This is a genomic window from Cytobacillus gottheilii (genome assembly GCF_900166665.1).
In the GTDB taxonomy this organism is placed as follows: Bacteria; Bacillota; Bacilli; order Bacillales; family Cytobacillaceae; genus Cytobacillus; species Cytobacillus gottheilii_A.
Genome location: NZ_LT800494.1, coordinates 3,377,836 through 3,395,901, shown reverse-complemented (window position 1 = coordinate 3,395,901; position 18,066 = coordinate 3,377,836). Strand labels below are relative to the sequence as shown.

Genomic DNA, 18,066 nt, shown 5'->3' with positions numbered 1-18,066 from the left:
TGATACGTCCGAATGATTAGAACAATAACACGCTCTAATCATTCGGTTTTTTATTGTTGCATAAAATACATTTTTTAACTTGATGAATAGAGCGGAGCCCCACGGTCGCCGAGCCATAGAGGAATGGGTGAGACTCCGCAGGGTAAGGAAAAGGACTTATATTGAAGCTTAACCTTTTTCGTATTGTAGAGGCATCACTTTTTATTTGATGACAACAATGAATGAACAAGTTATTTTTTCGCGATTGGAAGCAGCATGGTAAAAACGGTTTTACTTGTCTCTGATGTACATGTGAGTGTGCCGCGATGCTTCTCAATAATTTCCCGGCAAACAAATAAACCTAGTCCAGTTCCAAGGGTTTTGGTTGTGAAAAACGGTTCGAAAATTGTCAAAACAAGGTTCTCAGGTATTTCCGGTCCATTATTCGCAATATCGACTTTTATCCTGCCATCAACAATGGATGACTTGATTTCAATTATTGGATTTATTCTGTCGGGACTTAATACATCAATTGCATTGAAAATGATATTAATAAACACTTGCCTAATCTCATCTTCATAGCCTTCAAGATAGGTATCTTCGGCAAGATCTTGTACAATTTTAACTTTGCCATCCAGAATACTGGGATAAAGGAAAATAAGGACTTCATCTATTAAATCATTTAAAGAAAAGACAATTTTATCTTTTCCAATCAATTCTTTTTTTGATAGAAGCAAAAATTGAGAGATGCGGAAATTTAGCTGTTCAATTTCATTTGAGATAATATCCAAATATTTCATGTCAGAATGTTCAGCTTTTAAAAGCTGTATAAAGCCTTGGATTGATGTAAGCGGGTTCCTAAATTCATGAATAAAGCTTGATGTCATCTGTCCAAGTAATGTCAGTCTATCTTTATGGGTAGAGTCGATAAATTGTGTTTTTTCTTTAATAATATTATTCTGGGTTTCACTATAATGAGAGACAGAGTAGTAAAGGAACTGATCAAAGCATGAATTCAATTGATCAACAAAAATCTGCAGTTCTTCTGTTTCTAACTGTAAGGTTAATGCAAATTTTAAAATAACGGCTCTTCCGCTGTTCACATTGTAAACAAAATCGCCAATATTTATATTGGCTTCTACACGCTGATGTGCAATCTTTAATGCGAATGTACTGATTTTTTCCTTAAGGACATGTTCTTGATCAAAAAGGGACTCAACAAATAATTCAAACATATCGTTTCCGTTCTGATAAATCTGCTGGGCATGAGGGTCATTGGTTTTCGTTTTAAGCTGTCCCATCCAATCGCTTAACAGCTCTTGTTTTTTAGCTTGCAGACAACGCAGTACAGTTTCTTTTGTGACAGTTTGCATGAAGGCCTCCATAATATAGTGAATTATCGTTTTAAATACTATAATAGATTCGCTTACAATTAATAAATTCCTTTTAGGTGATGTCGAAAATTGAAAAATCGTTATTTAGTTGCATAAAAAAAAATATCTAGAATTTGAAATAAATAAGGAATTCGTTTTATAATAGTGGTATCATGTGTAATTTTACACGAATCCAAAAGGACTGAATCAATATTGACTCGAGAAGAAATTATTATGAAAGTATCCGAAAAATTACGGCTTATTCGAACTGAAGCAGGATACACTCAAGATCGAATGGCAGAGATTATTGGTGTTTCAAAAAAAACGCTCGTGCAAATTGAAAAAGGCAGGGCTGAAGCCGGCTGGTCTACTGTTGTAGCTGTATGTGCACTTTTTCGTGAAACCGAAACAGTAAGGTTTTTATTTGGGAATGAACCATTGGAAGTCCTTGAAACAATTGCAAGAGAAGGAATTGATTACAGAAAAGAAAAAACAATGGGTGGTAAAATCTGGTGGCGTGAAGTGGAGAAAAAGGATGGGTTAATTCTCCAGCAGAACATTATTAGTCAGCATTTCCGTATTATTGATCAAGATCACTTTCGCATTTATAGCAGTTTTGATGAACAATCTTCTAAAGAGAGGTTTCAGGAAGCAGTGAAGGAGTACTTTTAACTTTTTATCATTGTATTTCAGATGAAGGAAGCTTTTTAAGCATAATTAGAATATATGAAACGATTGATAAGCGGCTGAGGCTGCTTTTTTTTTGCAGAAGAGCTCGATTATAGATAGGTTGCTGAGATTTTTATGGAGGGAAAAAAAAGAAAACACCACGTGAAGTGTTTTCTTTTTTGCTGCTTTTAGATTTCCACTCCATGGTACTCGCTTTCCGGCGGGGCGGGCGCTGAGCCTCCTCGTCACTACGCTCCTGCGGGGTCTCAGCTCCCCACTCGTCCCGCAGGAGTCTCGCACCATTCCGTTTCAATCAACAAGCATACTGCTAAAATATCCTTATAAAGTAGTTAAAGGTACAATAATCTTTTTTTATAAGAGTTTTTCTACTTATTGTGCAACTAAAACAGAGCATGGGGCATTTTTTAGGATTTTTTCGCTCGTGCTGCCTAGGAATAGTTTCTTTAGGCCGCTTTTGTGGGAACTTCCTGTTAAAATAAGGTCTGCATTTTTTTGTGATGCAAATTCGCAGACGCTTTCGGCAGGATCTCCATTTAACACTTCATAGTCCGTTTTCGCATGGGATCCTGCGACAATTTGCTTTGCATTAAAAAGGGCTTGATCTGCACTATTGCTGACTTGTGCATGTGTGTCAGGATAAATATCTTCATGTCGATCCTCTGCGGGTGGAATAGGCATGCCTTCTAAGCCAAAACCATTTGCACGAAGCGGCTGATAGCCAGGCTGAGTCTGTAATGTCCTATTTGCAACCTTTTCTTCAAATACGTGAGCAATATATAATGAACAATCAGGATTGCCTTTTGCAAGATTACTAGCCATTTTCAGTGCATTTTGACTTGCTGTTGAATCATCATAAGCAACTACAATACAGTTAAATTGTTCATTCATGTTTCTCACCTTCCTTAGCATTTTTCGTTTAATCAAATTTGGATAGAATTATAAGCTGATTCTTTGTTTAGAGAATGCTTACCTGCAGGCTGCTGACAGATTTCAGAGATGCTTTGCAGATGTTTTTCTGAGTGTGTTCCTTCGACAATAATTTTAACAATACTGCCTGGAGTAACAGTCAATAAGAAAGATACAAGTTTAGGTAAATTCTTTACTTGAGTTAGTTTATCCCCGCTATATAAAAATGCTGTGCCCTTAAAGCTTTTGCTTTTTTGGTAAAGATCTAAAATTGATTTCATAGACATTTTGTTTTTTATAATCACAGATGCAGATTCGATGTTATTCATAATAAAAACTCCTTTTAGTGATGAAATTATCTGATCACCTTGCTTTGTTATCAGAAAATTACCCGCCGAAAAAACAAAGTAAACCGTTCAAAGGAAAATGTGTAAATGGAACTATTATTTTTAAAAAAATCCCAATTTGCATGTCATTACTACTTGTTTTTCTATTATTAGGTTAGTTAGATTCCGCTTCATAGCACGCGCTTTTCGGCGAGGCGGGTACTGAGTTTCCTCGTCGCATACAGCTTCTGTGGGGTCTAAGCTACCCACTCGTCTTGCTGGAGTTTCGCAACATTCAGTTTCAATCAACAGACATATTGTCTTGGGCAAAAATCATTTGTGGAAAAAATTTAATATTAAAATGAACTTTTTTTCGATTAATACGTCTTATAGACAAGTGGAGCAGAAGCGGGGGTTTTGGATGGAAGATAAGATATTAATACAAAAAGCTAAAAAAGGTGACCAACATTCCCTGGCAGTGCTGCTGCATTCACATTATTCTTTCCTTTTTAAATATTGCATCAAGCTTACAATGAACAAACATACGGCCGAAGATCTTACACAAGAAACGATAGCAAAGGTGATTGAAAAAATTTCATTATACAAAGGAGAAGCAAAGTTTTCTTCATGGCTGATTACCATTGCGACAAATGTATATGTAGACAATAAGCGGAAAAATAGCCGGCACCAGCTTTGGAAACAAGACCAAATGCAGCAGCGGCAAATGAGATGGCAAATGGAATACCGAAATGAAGACTGGAATGATACGATGCAGGCACTTGGCACTCTTTCAGATAACATGAGAATACCTATCATATTAAAGCATTATTACGGCTATTCTTACGCCGATATTGCTGAGATGATGAATAAATCCGAAGGGACCATAAAGTCAAGGGTACACAATGGGATCGAAGCGATCAGAAAGGAGCTGAAGACAGATAATGGAGAATCAAAATAGGCAAGATGAGGAACTGAAAAGAATAGAAGATGAGCTAGTTCGCGGTCTGAGCGGATTAGATAATAGTATAGAGAATGAAGACAGGGGTTTAGACTGGTTTGAACGGTATACAGTACATCAAATACAGCATATTAAGAAAAAGCAGCATAGAGACAACTGGCTCTTTGCCTTTATAGGTTTAACAGTTTTATGCTTCGTCTTATTCACGCTGTATACTAGTCCAGAGATTTTTCTTCTGATTCAAATAGCTGTTTTCCTACTCATCTCGATCTATGGTACATTCTCTAGTTCCCTAAAAAGAGGTGGACAGTCATGAACACCGATGTTGAGCATCCTATTTCTATTATGATCACTGCGGCAGTTATATTGATTTGTCAAAGCATCTATCTGTTTAGAGATGCAAGAAAAAATGGACATAATTATTGGTTTTGGGGAATTATCGGTATGATTCAGGCTCCAATGCCATTGCTGGTTTATTTGTTTTTTATTAAAAAGCAAGGGCGAAAGAACGATAAAAGGTAAAGGAAATGATGCCTATGCAGAGAATGAAACAATGGCTTTTATGGTTAGGACTATTAGGACAATTGCTTTGTTTTGTCATGTTATTTATTAATATTTGGACTGCCATTATTTTTTATATCATATACTTTGCTGCTGTCATTATATTAATTATTGTTCTAATTGCAGAGCGTAAAAAGGAAAAAGAGGAGGACGATCAAAATGATTATCACAACTACTGAAACGGTACCTGGTAAGGTCATTAAAGAATGGAAAGGATTTGTCAGAGGAGGTACCATTCAGTCAAAGCATATTGGAAAAGACATTCTTGCCGGATTAAAAACGATTGTTGGCGGTGAGATTGGCGAGTACACTGAAATGATGGAAGAAGCGCGTCAAAAAGCAATTGGCCGAATGGTAGAAGATGCAAGGAGCAAAGGAGCAAATGCGATTGTTGGGATGCGCATGCAAACAGCTGGCGTTATGCAGAATGCTGCTGAAATCATCGCTTATGGAACGGCGGTATATGTGGAAGAATGATGATTATTTAAAAAGTGTAAATATGGACTTCTGACTGTTGACAATTATCAGAAAAAAATGGTAATCTTCAAGAGCACTAATATTTTTACAAAAAAGGAGGAGAGAACAATGGAAATGAAAAGACTAGTAGATAAATCCAACTTCATACATTGTTCATATCCGAATTTGGCGTAAATTTTGGCGATTATACGTGAGGTATGAGCAAATCACTATACCTCCTGAGATGAGATGCATGCTCTTTTTAGGGTATGCATCTTTATTTTTGCCTAAATTTAGTGACGTGAAATAAAAGGAGCTAGTGGATGATGATATGGAACAGACAAACCCAACTGAACTTTAAAAAGGTGCTGCTGGATAGTGGGTAGCTTCGGCTTACGAGTGGAGGAAGAGAAAGCAGGTGTGAAAGATGTTTGATGTATTAGGCAAGCTTGGCTGGTTTTTTAAACAGTATTGGAAGCAATATACAGTAGCGATTGTACTGCTGATTATCGCAAGTGTTTTAGAGGTCATACCTCCCTTTTTGCTGGGAGAAATAATTGATCAGATTACGTTTGGAGAATTTACCAGAGCAGATCTATTACAGTATGTTTATATTTTTATTGGGATTATTATAGGTGGCTATATTCTAAACTTTATTTGGCAATACCGTTTATTTCGCGGTGCAATTGATTTAGAGAAAATTATGCGCCGGAAGTTAATGCTGCAGTTTTTGAAGATGACACCTACATTTTATGAAAAAAACCGGACAGGGGACTTAATGGCCCGTGCAACCAATGATTTAAACGCGGTTTCTCTGACGGCTGGCTTCGGTATTATGACATTAATTGATTCGACTCTTTTTATGGGAGCCATTATTTGTGCGATGGGTTTTCTCATTTCATGGAAGCTTACTTTCTTTGCAATGCTGCCTGTACCGATTATGGCGATTCTTATTCAGTATCTGGGCAAGCTTGTTCATCAAAGGTATATGCTTGCTCAGGATTCATTTGGTGTGCTAAATGACAATGTTCTAGAATCTGTTGCAGGTGTCAGAGTTGTACGTGCATATGTGCAGGAAAAGAAGGATGAAAAGAACTTTGCTGATATGTCTGAGGACGTATACCAAAAGAATATGGATACCGTTAAGATCAATGCACTCTTTAATCCAATCACCAAAATTGGAACGGGCATCAGCTATGTTGTAGCGATTGGTTATGGAGCTGTTCTTGTATCAGCAGGAGAGCTTACTGTCGGGCAGCTTGTTACATTCAATGTATATTTAGGTATTGTTGTTTGGCCAATTTTTGCAATCGGAGAGCTTATTAATGTTATGCAGCAGGGAAATGCATCGCTTGATCGTGTACAAGAGACATTGAATTATCAAGCAGATGTGAAGGATAGTGAATCCCCTATTGCCGTAAAAAACCCTGATTCAATTGGATTTACATCTTTAATGTTCCAGTATCCAACAAGTCAGGTGAAAAACCTGCAGGAAATCTCATTAGCCTTGAAAAAAGGAGAAACGCTAGGAATTGTAGGCAAAACAGGAGCTGGAAAAACAACTTTTTTAAGACAATTGCTTCGTGAGTATCCAATTGGAGCAGGCCGATTAAATATCAATGATGTGGATATAGCTTCGCAGACGAAAGAACAAATCCTGGATTGGATCGGATATGTGCCGCAGGATCATGTTTTATTTTCAAGAACGATCAGAGAAAATATCCTCTTCGGTAAGGAAAATGCTACTGAAGATGATATTAATAAGGCGATTTACCTTGCTCACTTTACAAAGGATTTAGAAAATCTGCCTGATGGGTTAAATACGCTTGTGGGAGAAAAAGGTGTCTCGTTATCTGGAGGCCAAAAGCAGCGTGTTTCCATCGCCCGCGCCTTAATAAAAGATCCAGAAATTCTGATCCTTGATGATTCGTTATCTGCAGTAGATGCCAAAACAGAAACGAGCATTATTAAAAATATTCAAAGTGAAAGAAGTGATAAAACGACGATTATCACTACACATCGTTTGTCTGGAATACAGCATGCAGATTTAATCATTGTTCTGGAAAACGGGCAAATTATTGAACAAGGTACACATGAAGAGCTCCTGCAGCAAAAAGGCTGGTACAAAGAGCAATATGACCGCCAGCAGCTAGAAGGAGGCGAGGCATAAAATGAATACAGGTAAACAATTATTTCAATATGCCATGTATTTTAAGAAACCGATATTCTTAGGATTGTTTTTCTTATCAATCGCTGTTTTGACAGAGCTTGCTGGTCCGTTCATTGCTAAATATATCATTGATGAACATATGGTTGTGGGAGATCTGCAAATTGAACCGATTGCATGGCTTTTGTGCTTATACTTTGTATTAGCATTGGCAACCGCGCTGTTGAGATATTTTATGTATATTTATTTGCAGATGGGCGCTAATAGGATCATTCAGAAATTGCGAAAAGACGTTTTTGGACATATCCAAAAGCTGCCGATTCAATACTTTGATCATCTTCCAGCTGGTAAGGTTGTCGCTCGTGTTACCAATGATACAGAAGCGATTCGAAATTTGTATGTTCAGGTGTTATCCAATTTTGCGACAAGCGCAATATCGATTTTGGGTGTGTATGCAGCATTATTCATACTGAACTGGAAAATGGCTGCAATAGCTTTGATTATGATCCCGATTGTTTATTTATGGATGATTCTTTATCGCAAATATGCAGCTGAATATAATGACATCATTCGGACAAAAATTGCAGATCTGAATGCCATGATTAATGAGTCAATACAGGGAATGACCATCATTCAGGCTTTTCGCCGCGAAAAACAAATGACAAAAGAATTTGATGAGATGAATGAATCTCATTATGAAAATCAGCGGAAGCTGCTGTTTTTGGACTCAGCCACTTCGTTTAATCTAGTGAATACGATCCGTCTGATTATGTTTATGATTTTTATTATCTATTTTGGCACACAGTCATTTACAGCAGGAGAAGTTGCATCGGCAGGTACATTGTATGCCTTTGTAGACTATTTAACACGTTTATTTAATCCTATTACCAATGTTGTTAATCAGTTTTCGCAGCTCGAGCGCTCATTAGTAGCGGGGAACCGTGTTTTTGAAGTTCTGCAGATGACAGGAGAAGAAGTGTCTGAAGAGAATATTCCGCGATATGATGGCCATGTTGTTTTTGATCACGTTTCCTTTGCATATAAAGCCGACAACTACGTTTTGAAGGATTTATCCTTTGAAGCGAAAAAAGGAGAAACCATCGCACTTGTGGGTCATACGGGTTCTGGAAAAAGTTCAATTATGAACCTGCTATTCCGATTTTATGATCCATCAAAAGGGAAAATTATGATTGATGGGATGGATATCACCTCTCTGCCAAGACAATCCATCCGCAAACATATGGGGATTGTGCTTCAAGATCCTTACCTTTTTACAGGAACAATTGCTTCTAACGTCAATCTTAATGATTCAACGATTTCAAGAGAAAAAGTGGAAGCATCATTAAAAGCAGTAGGTGCCGACCGTGTGTTAGGACATTTGGAGAAAGGCATTGATGAACCTGTTATTGAGAAGGGGAGCACATTATCTTCGGGTCAGCGTCAGCTCATTTCATTTGCAAGAGCCTTAGCCTTTGATCCGGCTATTCTTATTTTAGATGAAGCAACCTCCAATATTGATACAGAGACGGAAGAAATCATTCAGCATGCTATGGATGTCTTAAAGCAAGGACGTACGACATTTATCATTGCACATCGTCTATCAACGATCAAAAATGCAGATCGGATAATTGTGCTCGAAAAAGGTGTCATTAAAGAACAAGGCACTCATGACGAGCTTTTGGAGAGTGGCGGAATTTATCAGCAAATGTACGAAATGCAGGCAAAGTCACTGTATAAGGAATCTGCTCTCGGTATCCGTTCATAAATTGTTCAAATAAAGGACACAGAATCGTACTGACATGTATGAAAACCCCTTTCTTTTGCATGGTATGTTAAAAAGGAAGATTCCTTTTAAAGGGGGATAACATAGATGGAGGACTTTTCAATTACATTAGCAATAGCAAGTATCATGGTACTTGGGTACTTTATTGGTTATGCTATTGCGAAAGCGTAACTGCCTGCGGGTTTCCGTACGGCAGTTTTTTTGTGGTTAGGGGGAGTGTTTCCTGCCTCATGACTAATTAAAAACCTTTTTACATTTTAACTGCCAAATATGTTTATGAACGTTTAAATATGGGGGAAATGAATATATTAGGGTAGTAGAAATTTAAGGAGGGACTAAGGAAACATGAGTGAATACAGAATTGAAAGAGATACACTTGGAGAAGTCAATGTTCCCGCGGATAAATATTGGGGTGCCCAAACGCAGAGGAGCAAAGAGAATTTTAATATCGGCATTGAAAAAATGCCATTGGAATTAATTTATGCTTTTGCCGTTTTAAAGAGATCAGCTGCAATCGTGAATGAAAGATTGAGCGGATTGTCAAAAGCAAAGAGTTCGGCTATTGTAAAAGCTTGTGATGAAATTCTGGAAGGGAAATGGGATACGCATTTTCCTTTATCGGTATGGCAAACAGGAAGCGGAACACAAACGAATATGAATATGAATGAAGTGATCGCGAAGCGTGGAAATGAATTTTTAGAAGCTGAGAGCAGGGAGGAGCGCATTCATCCGAATGATGATGTCAATATGTCACAAAGCTCGAATGATACTTTTCCTACGGCTATGCATATTGCTGCATACAAAGGACTTTCAGAAAATCTTCTGCCTGCTCTGCATGATCTTAAACAAACCATTAAATTAAAAGAAGAAGCATATCAATCGATTGTAAAGATTGGACGAACACATTTACAGGATGCGACACCACTCACATTAGGACAAGAGATCAGCGGATGGCGCTGCAGCCTGGAGAAAAATCAGCACATGATTTCAGATGCTTTAAAATACTTACAAGACCTTGCGATTGGCGGGACTGCTGTAGGAACGGGGATTAATGCACATAAACAATTTGGAGAAGAAACAGCCAAAGAAATTTCCAGTTTCACAGGTTACCCATTCAAATCCTCCGATAATAAATTCCAGGCGTTAACGAGCCATAGCGAATCAGTGCTGGCCCACGGTGCGCTAAAAGCACTGGCAGCGGATCTAATGAAAATTGCCAATGATGTCAGATGGCTGTCAAGTGGACCGCGCAGCGGAATTGGTGAATTATCGATTCCTGCTAATGAACCTGGCAGCTCCATAATGCCAGGGAAAGTAAATCCAACTCAGAGTGAGGCACTTACAATGATTGCCAGTCAAATCTTTGGGAATGATGCGACCATTGGATTTGCTGCAAGCCAAGGAAATTTCGAATTAAATGTTTTTAAGCCGGTGATCATTTATAACTTTATGCAATCCGTCACTCTTTTAGCGGACGGAATGACCTCTTTTAACAAAAATTGCATGGTCGGTCTGGAAGCAAATGTTGAAATGATTCAAGAACATGTCCAGAATTCACTTATGCTTGTAACGGCATTGAATCCTCATATTGGATATGAAAAAGCGGCAGAAATTGCGAAGCTTGCATTTAATGAAGGAACTACGTTACGGGAAGCAGCGCTGAAAACGGGTTATGTGAATACAGCTGAATTTAACCAGTGGGTGGACCCGCAAAAAATGGTTTGAAATTGGAAATGGCCCCCTTTACAAGGGGGCCAAGCCATAATATTAAATTTTTACAAAATGTAAAGGATATTAGAATGAACCGCCGCCAAGTTGTTGTTCAGCCATTTGCACAAGGCGTTTAGTGATTTCACCGCCGACAGATCCGTTAGCGCGTGAAGTTGTTTCAGCACCTAAGTTTACACCGAATTCTGAAGCGATTTCGTACTTCATTTGGTCAAGTGCTTGAGATACTCCTGGTACTAAAAGTTGGTTTGAGGAATTGCTTCTGCTTGATGTTTGGTTTGTCATTTTTGATTCATCTCCTCATGAATTTTTTGTTTGATGGTTGGGTTAGCTGGACTTGCACCAGCGCAAGATTTCTTGCTCCATCTAGTGGGTTAACCCATCGGTATGAGTTGCTGCGGTGTGTGTGTGACCCGCTGTTTGTACTAACTATTATGTTTGATTTTGAGAAGTTTATGCGGGATATAAAAGCAGTAATATTTTCCATCTAATAAAAAGTGTGTTTTACATATCCTATAAGTAACTTCAAACGCTGAAAGGATGGGAATAATGGGAGTCTGTTCAATATGCAATGGTTTTAGAGAACTTCATGAGTTATGTGGAGAATGCGGCAGAGAGATGAATGATCATGGCAAGATTATGGATTATTATGATGACTATAGTGCATACATGCCGACAGACCTTATGAAGATGGAGGATGGCTATCAAAATGATTATAGAGATCAATTGTGTCCACATTTGTTAACATGTTCTCATTGCGGAATGGAAAGCGTGAAGCTTTTGGAGGAGTAAATAGAGAGCTTAGAGGGGGATAGGTGGGTTGTACATTGATTTGCTCTAAAGAAAAAGGGGAATAAGGCATAAGAATTTCCCATGCCCCTTATTAAAACTTTGTATGGATTTTGAGTTAGTGTTTCCGTTTAAGCATTTATCACACCATGATTTACCGTTATCTGGATCATAGTGTCGTGAATAAGCATTTAGCACTCCGCCATTTGGTTTCCGGGGTCGTATTCCAAATTACAACCACCCTTATTTGCCAGAAGATTAAATCCTATGTAATGTATTTAGTTATCTTCTTTCCTAATTATTTCAATCCACTGAGGTGCCTCAACCTGTGGGTTATCTAATGGAAATTCGATCGCTGTATACGATGGAAATGGGAGTTTTAAATGTTCAAGATCCACCGGTTTATTAACCCAGCCTTCATTCGTTTTTGCTGCTGTCTTTAAATGAAGATATTCGATCCAAGTGCTCAACTCCTGATGAGCAGCACTCCAGTCTGCATTTTGGACAGTCCAGTTGCCGACGTCAAAAGTCATTCGGACAGACGTTTCTGTTTGCCATTGAAAAAAAGATAAAATTGGATCCAGCGTTCCTCCATATGGAGTTTGATCATTTTCCACTAACATTGTGATTGAACTTGGCAAATTTGACGCCAACCACTCTTTAAACCCTTTCACATCTGCTTGTTTTGCATCAAACTTTCCCAGCGAGAACTTTATATGTGTTGCATTTAGAAATTCTGCTTGTTTTAATGCATTTACAGCATCGGGATTTAAGGAGATTGGATCCTGCCATAGTTCTACCGGTACAGAATAAACCACAGCATCAAAATCAGCTAATTTAATCTCCTGCTTAAACAAACTCAATTCCTGTAAGACATCCTTCAGCCGCTCGCGGCGAATTTCAATCCCATCAGCACCAAATTCCTTTATCATATCCACTTGTTCTTCTATTGAATGGTGATTATTAAAAATGAGTGTAGGCAGAATAACTTTTGTCACAATAGAACCTCCCTGGCCGTTTATGAACTAAATCGATTTAGCTGATACATCATAACATGAATGAAAGCGCTTATCCATAATTGTGAGACGGTTTAGAAAATAAAAATACTTTTTTAAAATTACGGGTTGTAAAACGCTTACATTTATTTTATACTTTCACTAAACCGATTTAGTAAATCGATTTATCTTTCGCTAGGAGAATATCAAATGAAAAAAGTAACTATTGCTGATGTTGCACAGCATGCAGGTGTTTCTAAAAGCACCGTATCTCAATATTTAAATCAGCGTTTTGATTATATGGGAGAAGATACAAAAAATCGGATTGAAGAAACAATTAAAGTACTCGGATATAGACCCAATATTTTAGCAAGAAGCTTGAAGCAAAAATCAACTACAACCATTGGTGTAATCGTTGCAAACATCTTGCATATTTTTTCAACACAGGTTATTCGGGCAATCGAGGATGTTTGTAATGAAAAGGATTTTCACGTCATCATATGCAATGCAGATGATCAGCCGGAAAAGGAAAAGAAGTATATTGATATGTTAAGAGCTAAGCAAGTTGATGGCCTTATCTTATTTCCAACAGGAAAGAATGTTGAGCAATATCAGGAGTTAATCTCTGAGAACTACCCTGTAGTATTTATTGATCGCCTGATTATTGGACTGCAGACGGATACTGTATTGCTTGATAACGAGAAAGCCTCTTTCCTGGCAGTAGATTCATTCGTAAAGCACGGTTATTCAAAAATTGCGGTATTATCTCCGCCAATTGAGCCAGACGTTACACCGAGGGTGGAGCGATTGAGCGGTTATAAGAAAGCGCTAGAGCACCATGAGCTTTTTATTCGGGAAGAATTTATTGTGAGCGGGAAGACGACAGACATGCAGAGTCTTATACATCATTTATTCCAGCTCAGTGATCCGCCAAAAGCAATTTTGGCGACAAATGACCGCAGTTTAATGGAACTTCTGTCGTATGTGAAGAAAAATAAGCTCAGTATACCTGAAGACATCGGCCTGATTGGAATAGATGATGTTTCCTTTGCAGATATCTATAATCCGGCTCTTACGACTGTTGCTCAGCCAGCTTTTGAAATGGGAGAGAAGGCAGCAGAGCTATTATTTCAAAGGATTCAGCAAAAAGAAGAAGCAAATCAAGCAGAAATCTATCGTTTTGAACCAACGTTAATACAAAGAGAATCACTATAAATTCTAGAGGTGAAGAATATGAAAAGAATCATTGATACAATCGCTGGAGAAATTGCTGGCGTATTAGCAAAGATTGACGAAAAGGAAGCAAAGCAATTGGCAGATATTCTGCAAAACGCAAAGAGAATTTTTATTGCAGGGACAGGTCGCTCCGGTCTGGTCGGCAAAGTATTCGCCATGAGGCTCATGCATAGCGAATATCCTGTTTACGTAGTCGGTGAAACCATTACGCCAAGTATTGAAACGGGAGATGTGCTGCTGTCAATTTCCGGTTCAGGCAGCACGGGCACATTATTGCAATATGCCAAAAAAGCAAAAGAAATTGATGCAAAAGTAGCGTTAGTAACGACGAACAAAGATTCTGTAATTGGAGAACTTAGCGAGTGTACGGTAGTGATCCCGGCTGCAACAAAAAAGCGCCTTGCCACAGAGCCAGAGACGATTCAGCCGCTTGGTAGTCAATTCGATCAGGCAGCACATCTGCTTTTAGATGCGATTGTGGTTTATCTGCTTGAGCAGCAGCCTGAAGGAAAAAGCCATAATAGTCTAAATCAGAAACATGCAAATTTAGAGTAGTTTTGGACGGACAATGACGACAAGGGGGAAAGAAACATGCTGAAACACAAATTTACTTTTCTATTACTTATTAGTATGACCATTGGTATTTTGGCTGCATGCAGCAGCAATGAAGTTGATGGCGATGGGGACGGCAAAATAAAAATTATTGCAGCACATAATCAAACCTCTCCAGATAATCCTTATCAGGTTGGCATGCTAAAGTTCAAAGAAGTGGCCGAACGTGAATCAAACGGAAGTATAGAAGTAGAAGTGCATGCTGGGACGATCGGTACAGAAGAATCACAGCTGGTTGAAAAGCTTCAGTTAGGTGCGGCGGATGTGGTTCTTGTTTCTCCAGGATTTATGACTCAAACCGGAATTAGAGAAGTTGATTTATTCTCTGCTCCATATCTGTTTACCAGTTATGATCATTGGCTAAATGTAGTGGATGGTGAGATTGGAAAAGAGATGGGAGATATTATCAATGAAAAGTCCAATAATTCTTTTAAACTGTTAGGCTATTGGTCTGCTGGTGTCCGTCATTACTATGGCAAGAAACCGCTTAACGCTGTAGAGGACCTGCAGGGTGTTTCATTAAGAACACAAACGTCTGGTGTCGTTTCTGACTTCTGGGAAGCAACTGGAGCAATTCCATCAGGAATCTCTTGGGGAGAACTATATCAAGGATTGCAGCAGGATGTTGTTGACTCATCTGAAAACGCTTACCCGTTTTTTGTGCAGCAATCCCATCATACGACGCCAAACGGAAAATATATTACAGAAACAGGTCATGACTATACAACTAGATTTCTATTAATTAATGGGGAAAAATTTGATCAATATTCAAAAGAACATCAAGAAATTATTTTAAAAGCAGCGGAAGAATCTGTGAAAGCAGAGCGTGATGCAACAAATGCTCAAGATGTTGAGTATAAGGAAAAGGCTATTGATGAAGGTGCGACGGTTAACGAAATAGATACACAGCCTTTTATTGATATTGCACGACCTATTCTAGAAGATTTTGCAAAGGAAATTGAAGTAGAAGAGCTGCTGCAGAAAATTGTTGACCTGGAATAATCTAGAGGGGGGATCGGGATGAAACGTTTTGTTCAGACACTTGAAAAAATCCAAATGACACTCGGAATTGTCTTTTTAACGGTGTTTTTTGCGGTTATCTTATTGCAAATCATTACAAGGCATTTAGGCATATCGATTTTATGGACAGAAGAAGTCGCTAATTATTCCTTTATTTGGGCGATGTTTATGGGTGCAGCCGTTATGGTCAACCGTCGTGAACACTTTAATTTTGACTTTTTCCAAAGAAAATTAAAAGGAAAAAATAGAGTCTTTCTTAATATCTTTAATGATCTTGTTTTAATTGCTTTTAACGTTTGTATTTTCTTTTTGGGAATCATTGTCGTAAGGGAATTTTGGAATTACACATGGGCAACATTTCCTGAAATGCAAATGGGCTATATTTGGCTTGCCATCCCAGTTATGGCAGGAACCATGCTGATTTATTCTCTTTCACATCTGCTGAGTCACATCCAATCTCTTAAAGAGAAGGAGGTTAGAGCGTAATGGGATTTTTACTTCTTGGCTTATTTATTATCTTGATGTTAATTGGTGTGCCAATTGCTTTTGTTATAGGGATTGTTGCTCTTCTGGGCATCACAGGTATCCCTTACACTCCTGAAGCCACTGTTCCAATGAAGATGGTCAATGGACTCGATTCCTTTGTTTTGTTAGCGGTACCATTATTTATATTGGCAGCTAATTTAATGAACTCAGGTAAGATTTCAGAGAAACTTATTAATCTGGCACTCGCGATTGTAGGACCGATCCGCGGCGGTTTGGCACATGCCAATATTCTTGTGTCCATGATGTTTGCTGGTGTATCTGGAGCCTCACAGGCAGATACAGCTGGAGTAGGGAAAATCCTTATTCCCAGCATGCTTAAAAAAGGCTATGACAAAGAAACTGCTGTTGGTGTTACAGCTGCCTCTTCTACGGTAGGCGTTGTAATACCGCCAAGTATTCCAATGATTATTTTTGCTGGTTTAACAAACGCTAGTATTGGTGCACTGTTCCTTGGGGGGATTGTACCAGGAATTTTAATTGGTTTAGGCATGATGCTTTTTGTCTATATACTCGCTGTAAAAAGAAATTATCCTCGTTCTCAAGCGGTTGAATTTAAAAAATTTGCAAAGCTATTCCTTGAGGCAATTCCTGCGTTGCTTACACCGATTATCATTATTGGGGGAATTGTAACCGGGTTTTTTACAGCCACAGAGGCTGCTGCAGTGGCATCACTGTATACGTTGCTTGTTTGTATGTTTTATTATAAAACGCTGAAAGTAAAAGATTTGCCGAAGATTTTAATGGATACACTTGCATTAAGTTCGTTGTCTTTATTTGCTTTAGCTTGTGCCAGCGCCCTTGGCGAATTGATGAGTTATTATCAGCTGGGAACAGCAGCGCAAGAATTCTTTACAAATAATGTTGGCTCAGAATGGCTGTTCATTATTATTCTTATTGTATTCTTCCTTTTTATTGGAACTTTTATGGATGCAATTCCGGCAATGATATTATTCGTGCCAGTCATTTTGCCAACAGCTCTAGAATTTGGAATGGATCCAGTTCATTTAGGACTTATTGTTGTAATCACCTTAGCAATTGGGCTGATTACACCGCCATATGGGCTTTGTCTATTACTGGCAGCAAAAATTGGCGATATGTCAATCGAAAGATCGTTTGTAGCTGTTATTCCTTATATTGCAATTGTTGTGATTGTCCTGCTGTTTATCGCGTTTTTCCCAGAGATTGCATTCTTTATTCCGAAAGCGATTAATCCGGGATTATTCTAAGTTAATGTTTGAGGAGTGATTGTTTACTATGGACGATAAACGTATAGCTGCTGAGGAAGCTGTGAAATATGTGAAAAATGGCATGACTGTTGGTTTAGGCTCAGGATCAACCGTTGATTTCATGCTTCATGCGCTTGGGAGACGGGTTCAAGAAGGGCTCCAAATACAAGGAATTCCTTCATCGAAAAAGACGGAGAAGCTAGCAAAAGAATTAGGCATTCCGCTAGTAGATTTTTCAGTAACCACACATATTGATTTGGCGATTGATGGAGCCGATGAAATTGATCCCTCCTTGAATCTCATCAAAGGAGGCGGCGGATCGCTCGTTCGAGAAAAAGTAGTCGATGCTTGTGCAGATGAGCTGATTATTATTGCGGATTCATCGAAAGTGGTTTCCACATTAGGACGGTTTCCACTGCCGGTTGAAGTTTTGACGTTTGGTTTTGAAGTCACCGCTGAATATATTAAAAAGCTAGGCGGTGACCCAGTATTAAGAAGAAAAGATGGGGAAGTTTTTATTAGTGATAATAGGAACTACATCCTTGATTGTTCCTTTGGCCACATCGATGATGCTGCTAGATTACATGAAACATTAGTTAAATTGGTTGGAGTAGTGGACACGGGGATTTTTGCAGATATGGCAGACAAAGTGATTGTTGCCAACAAGGGAGAAATCGAATTGTTTCAAAAAAAGCAAGAGTAGTATTCTCCAAGA

At 38.5% G+C, this 18,066-nt stretch carries 21 protein-coding genes; 16 read left to right on the top strand and 5 right to left on the bottom strand.

Annotated elements, in window-relative coordinates:
• Nucleotides 1-230 precede the first annotated feature (230 nt).
• Nucleotides 231-1,352 carry a histidine kinase N-terminal domain-containing protein gene (locus B7E07_RS16620; protein ID WP_080847608.1) on the bottom strand — a complete coding sequence of 374 codons (1,122 nt, stop codon included), beginning with the start codon at nucleotides 1,350-1,352 and terminating at the stop codon, nucleotides 231-233.
• Between the two features lie 213 nt (nucleotides 1,353-1,565).
• On the opposite strand from B7E07_RS16620, the gene B7E07_RS16615 reads away from it, so the two are divergent.
• Complete coding sequence (locus tag B7E07_RS16615; protein WP_080847600.1) at nucleotides 1,566-2,024, top strand: helix-turn-helix transcriptional regulator; 459 nt, start codon at nucleotides 1,566-1,568, stop codon at nucleotides 2,022-2,024.
• 387 nt (nucleotides 2,025-2,411) lie between these two features.
• Here B7E07_RS16615 and B7E07_RS16610 read toward each other — a convergent pair whose 3' ends face one another.
• Together B7E07_RS16610 and B7E07_RS16605 are read right to left on the bottom strand one after the other, a co-directional pair.
• A complete protein-coding gene (locus B7E07_RS16610) occupies nucleotides 2,412-2,930 on the bottom strand; it encodes a universal stress protein (RefSeq protein WP_176215229.1) in 519 nt (172 codons plus the stop codon).
• 32 nt (nucleotides 2,931-2,962) lie between these two features.
• Nucleotides 2,963-3,277 carry a hypothetical protein gene (locus tag B7E07_RS16605; RefSeq protein WP_080847593.1) on the bottom strand — a complete coding sequence of 105 codons (315 nt, stop codon included), beginning with the start codon at nucleotides 3,275-3,277 and terminating at the stop codon, nucleotides 2,963-2,965.
• Between the two features lie 418 nt (nucleotides 3,278-3,695).
• On the opposite strand from B7E07_RS16605, the gene sigY reads away from it, so the two are divergent.
• The 8 genes from sigY (at nucleotide 3,696) to fumC (ending at nucleotide 10,924) form a co-directional block, all read left to right on the top strand.
• Nucleotides 3,696-4,232: an RNA polymerase sigma factor SigY gene (gene sigY / locus B7E07_RS16600; protein ID WP_080847588.1), complete on the top strand. Its 537-nt coding sequence runs from the start codon at nucleotides 3,696-3,698 to the stop codon at nucleotides 4,230-4,232.
• Nucleotides 4,216-4,548: a YxlC family protein gene (locus B7E07_RS16595; RefSeq protein WP_080847585.1), complete on the top strand. Its 333-nt coding sequence runs from the start codon at nucleotides 4,216-4,218 to the stop codon at nucleotides 4,546-4,548. Before sigY ends, B7E07_RS16595 begins: the two co-directional genes overlap by 17 nt.
• Nucleotides 4,545-4,754 (top strand): sigma-Y antisigma factor component, encoded by a 210-nt coding sequence (locus B7E07_RS16590; protein ID WP_080847582.1) that lies wholly within the window; start codon nucleotides 4,545-4,547, stop codon nucleotides 4,752-4,754. The genes B7E07_RS16595 and B7E07_RS16590 overlap by 4 nt, the downstream gene beginning before the upstream one ends.
• A gap of 14 nt (nucleotides 4,755-4,768) precedes the next feature.
• Nucleotides 4,769-4,972 carry a hypothetical protein gene (locus B7E07_RS16585; protein ID WP_080847579.1) on the top strand — a complete coding sequence of 68 codons (204 nt, stop codon included), beginning with the start codon at nucleotides 4,769-4,771 and terminating at the stop codon, nucleotides 4,970-4,972.
• A complete protein-coding gene (locus B7E07_RS16580; protein WP_080847577.1) occupies nucleotides 4,953-5,270 on the top strand; it encodes a YbjQ family protein in 318 nt (105 codons plus the stop codon). Before B7E07_RS16585 ends, B7E07_RS16580 begins: the two co-directional genes overlap by 20 nt.
• Before the next feature lie 406 nt (nucleotides 5,271-5,676).
• On the top strand, nucleotides 5,677-7,419 hold the full coding sequence (locus tag B7E07_RS16575) for an ABC transporter ATP-binding protein (protein ID WP_080847575.1): 1,743 nt from the start codon (nucleotides 5,677-5,679) through the stop codon (nucleotides 7,417-7,419).
• A gap of 1 nt (nucleotide 7,420) precedes the next feature.
• Nucleotides 7,421-9,181, top strand: a complete 1,761-nt coding sequence (locus B7E07_RS16570) for an ABC transporter ATP-binding protein (RefSeq protein WP_080847572.1) — start codon at nucleotides 7,421-7,423, stop codon at nucleotides 9,179-9,181.
• Nucleotides 9,182-9,544: 363 nt separating this feature from the next.
• The gene (gene fumC / locus B7E07_RS16565; protein ID WP_080847568.1) at nucleotides 9,545-10,924 is read left to right on the top strand and encodes a class II fumarate hydratase; all 1,380 of its coding nucleotides are present in this window, start codon (nucleotides 9,545-9,547) and stop codon (nucleotides 10,922-10,924) included.
• A gap of 69 nt (nucleotides 10,925-10,993) precedes the next feature.
• Here the strand turns inward: fumC and B7E07_RS16560 are convergent, their stop codons facing one another.
• Nucleotides 10,994-11,212: an alpha/beta-type small acid-soluble spore protein gene (locus B7E07_RS16560; RefSeq protein WP_066447930.1), complete on the bottom strand. Its 219-nt coding sequence runs from the start codon at nucleotides 11,210-11,212 to the stop codon at nucleotides 10,994-10,996.
• Between the two features lie 264 nt (nucleotides 11,213-11,476).
• Here B7E07_RS16560 and B7E07_RS16555 point away from each other — a divergent pair, with 264 nt between their 5' ends.
• Nucleotides 11,477-11,719, top strand: coding sequence for a hypothetical protein (locus B7E07_RS16555; RefSeq protein WP_080847567.1), 243 nt, complete (start codon nucleotides 11,477-11,479; stop codon nucleotides 11,717-11,719).
• Between the two features lie 275 nt (nucleotides 11,720-11,994).
• Here B7E07_RS16555 and B7E07_RS16550 read toward each other — a convergent pair whose 3' ends face one another.
• Nucleotides 11,995-12,714, bottom strand: a complete 720-nt coding sequence (locus B7E07_RS16550) for a sugar phosphate isomerase/epimerase family protein (RefSeq protein WP_080847565.1) — start codon at nucleotides 12,712-12,714, stop codon at nucleotides 11,995-11,997.
• 207 nt (nucleotides 12,715-12,921) lie between these two features.
• Here B7E07_RS16550 and B7E07_RS16545 point away from each other — a divergent pair, with 207 nt between their 5' ends.
• From B7E07_RS16545 to rpiA, 6 genes are read left to right on the top strand one after another with little or no spacing between them, the layout of a single operon-like run.
• On the top strand, nucleotides 12,922-13,926 hold the full coding sequence (locus B7E07_RS16545; protein ID WP_080847563.1) for a LacI family DNA-binding transcriptional regulator: 1,005 nt from the start codon (nucleotides 12,922-12,924) through the stop codon (nucleotides 13,924-13,926).
• Nucleotides 13,927-13,944: 18 nt separating this feature from the next.
• Nucleotides 13,945-14,502 carry a 6-phospho-3-hexuloisomerase gene (gene hxlB / locus B7E07_RS16540; protein ID WP_080847561.1) on the top strand — a complete coding sequence of 186 codons (558 nt, stop codon included), beginning with the start codon at nucleotides 13,945-13,947 and terminating at the stop codon, nucleotides 14,500-14,502.
• Nucleotides 14,503-14,538: 36 nt separating this feature from the next.
• Complete coding sequence (locus B7E07_RS16535) at nucleotides 14,539-15,561, top strand: TRAP transporter substrate-binding protein (RefSeq protein ID WP_080847559.1); 1,023 nt, start codon at nucleotides 14,539-14,541, stop codon at nucleotides 15,559-15,561.
• An 18-nt stretch (nucleotides 15,562-15,579) separates the two neighbouring features.
• Nucleotides 15,580-16,065, top strand: coding sequence for a TRAP transporter small permease (locus B7E07_RS16530; protein ID WP_080847557.1), 486 nt, complete (start codon nucleotides 15,580-15,582; stop codon nucleotides 16,063-16,065).
• The gene (locus tag B7E07_RS16525) at nucleotides 16,065-17,351 is read left to right on the top strand and encodes a TRAP transporter large permease (protein ID WP_080847556.1); all 1,287 of its coding nucleotides are present in this window, start codon (nucleotides 16,065-16,067) and stop codon (nucleotides 17,349-17,351) included. Before B7E07_RS16530 ends, B7E07_RS16525 begins: the two co-directional genes overlap by 1 nt.
• A 28-nt stretch (nucleotides 17,352-17,379) precedes the next feature.
• A complete protein-coding gene (rpiA, locus tag B7E07_RS16520; RefSeq protein WP_080847554.1) occupies nucleotides 17,380-18,054 on the top strand; it encodes a ribose-5-phosphate isomerase RpiA in 675 nt (224 codons plus the stop codon).
• Nucleotides 18,055-18,066: the final 12 nt, after the last annotated feature.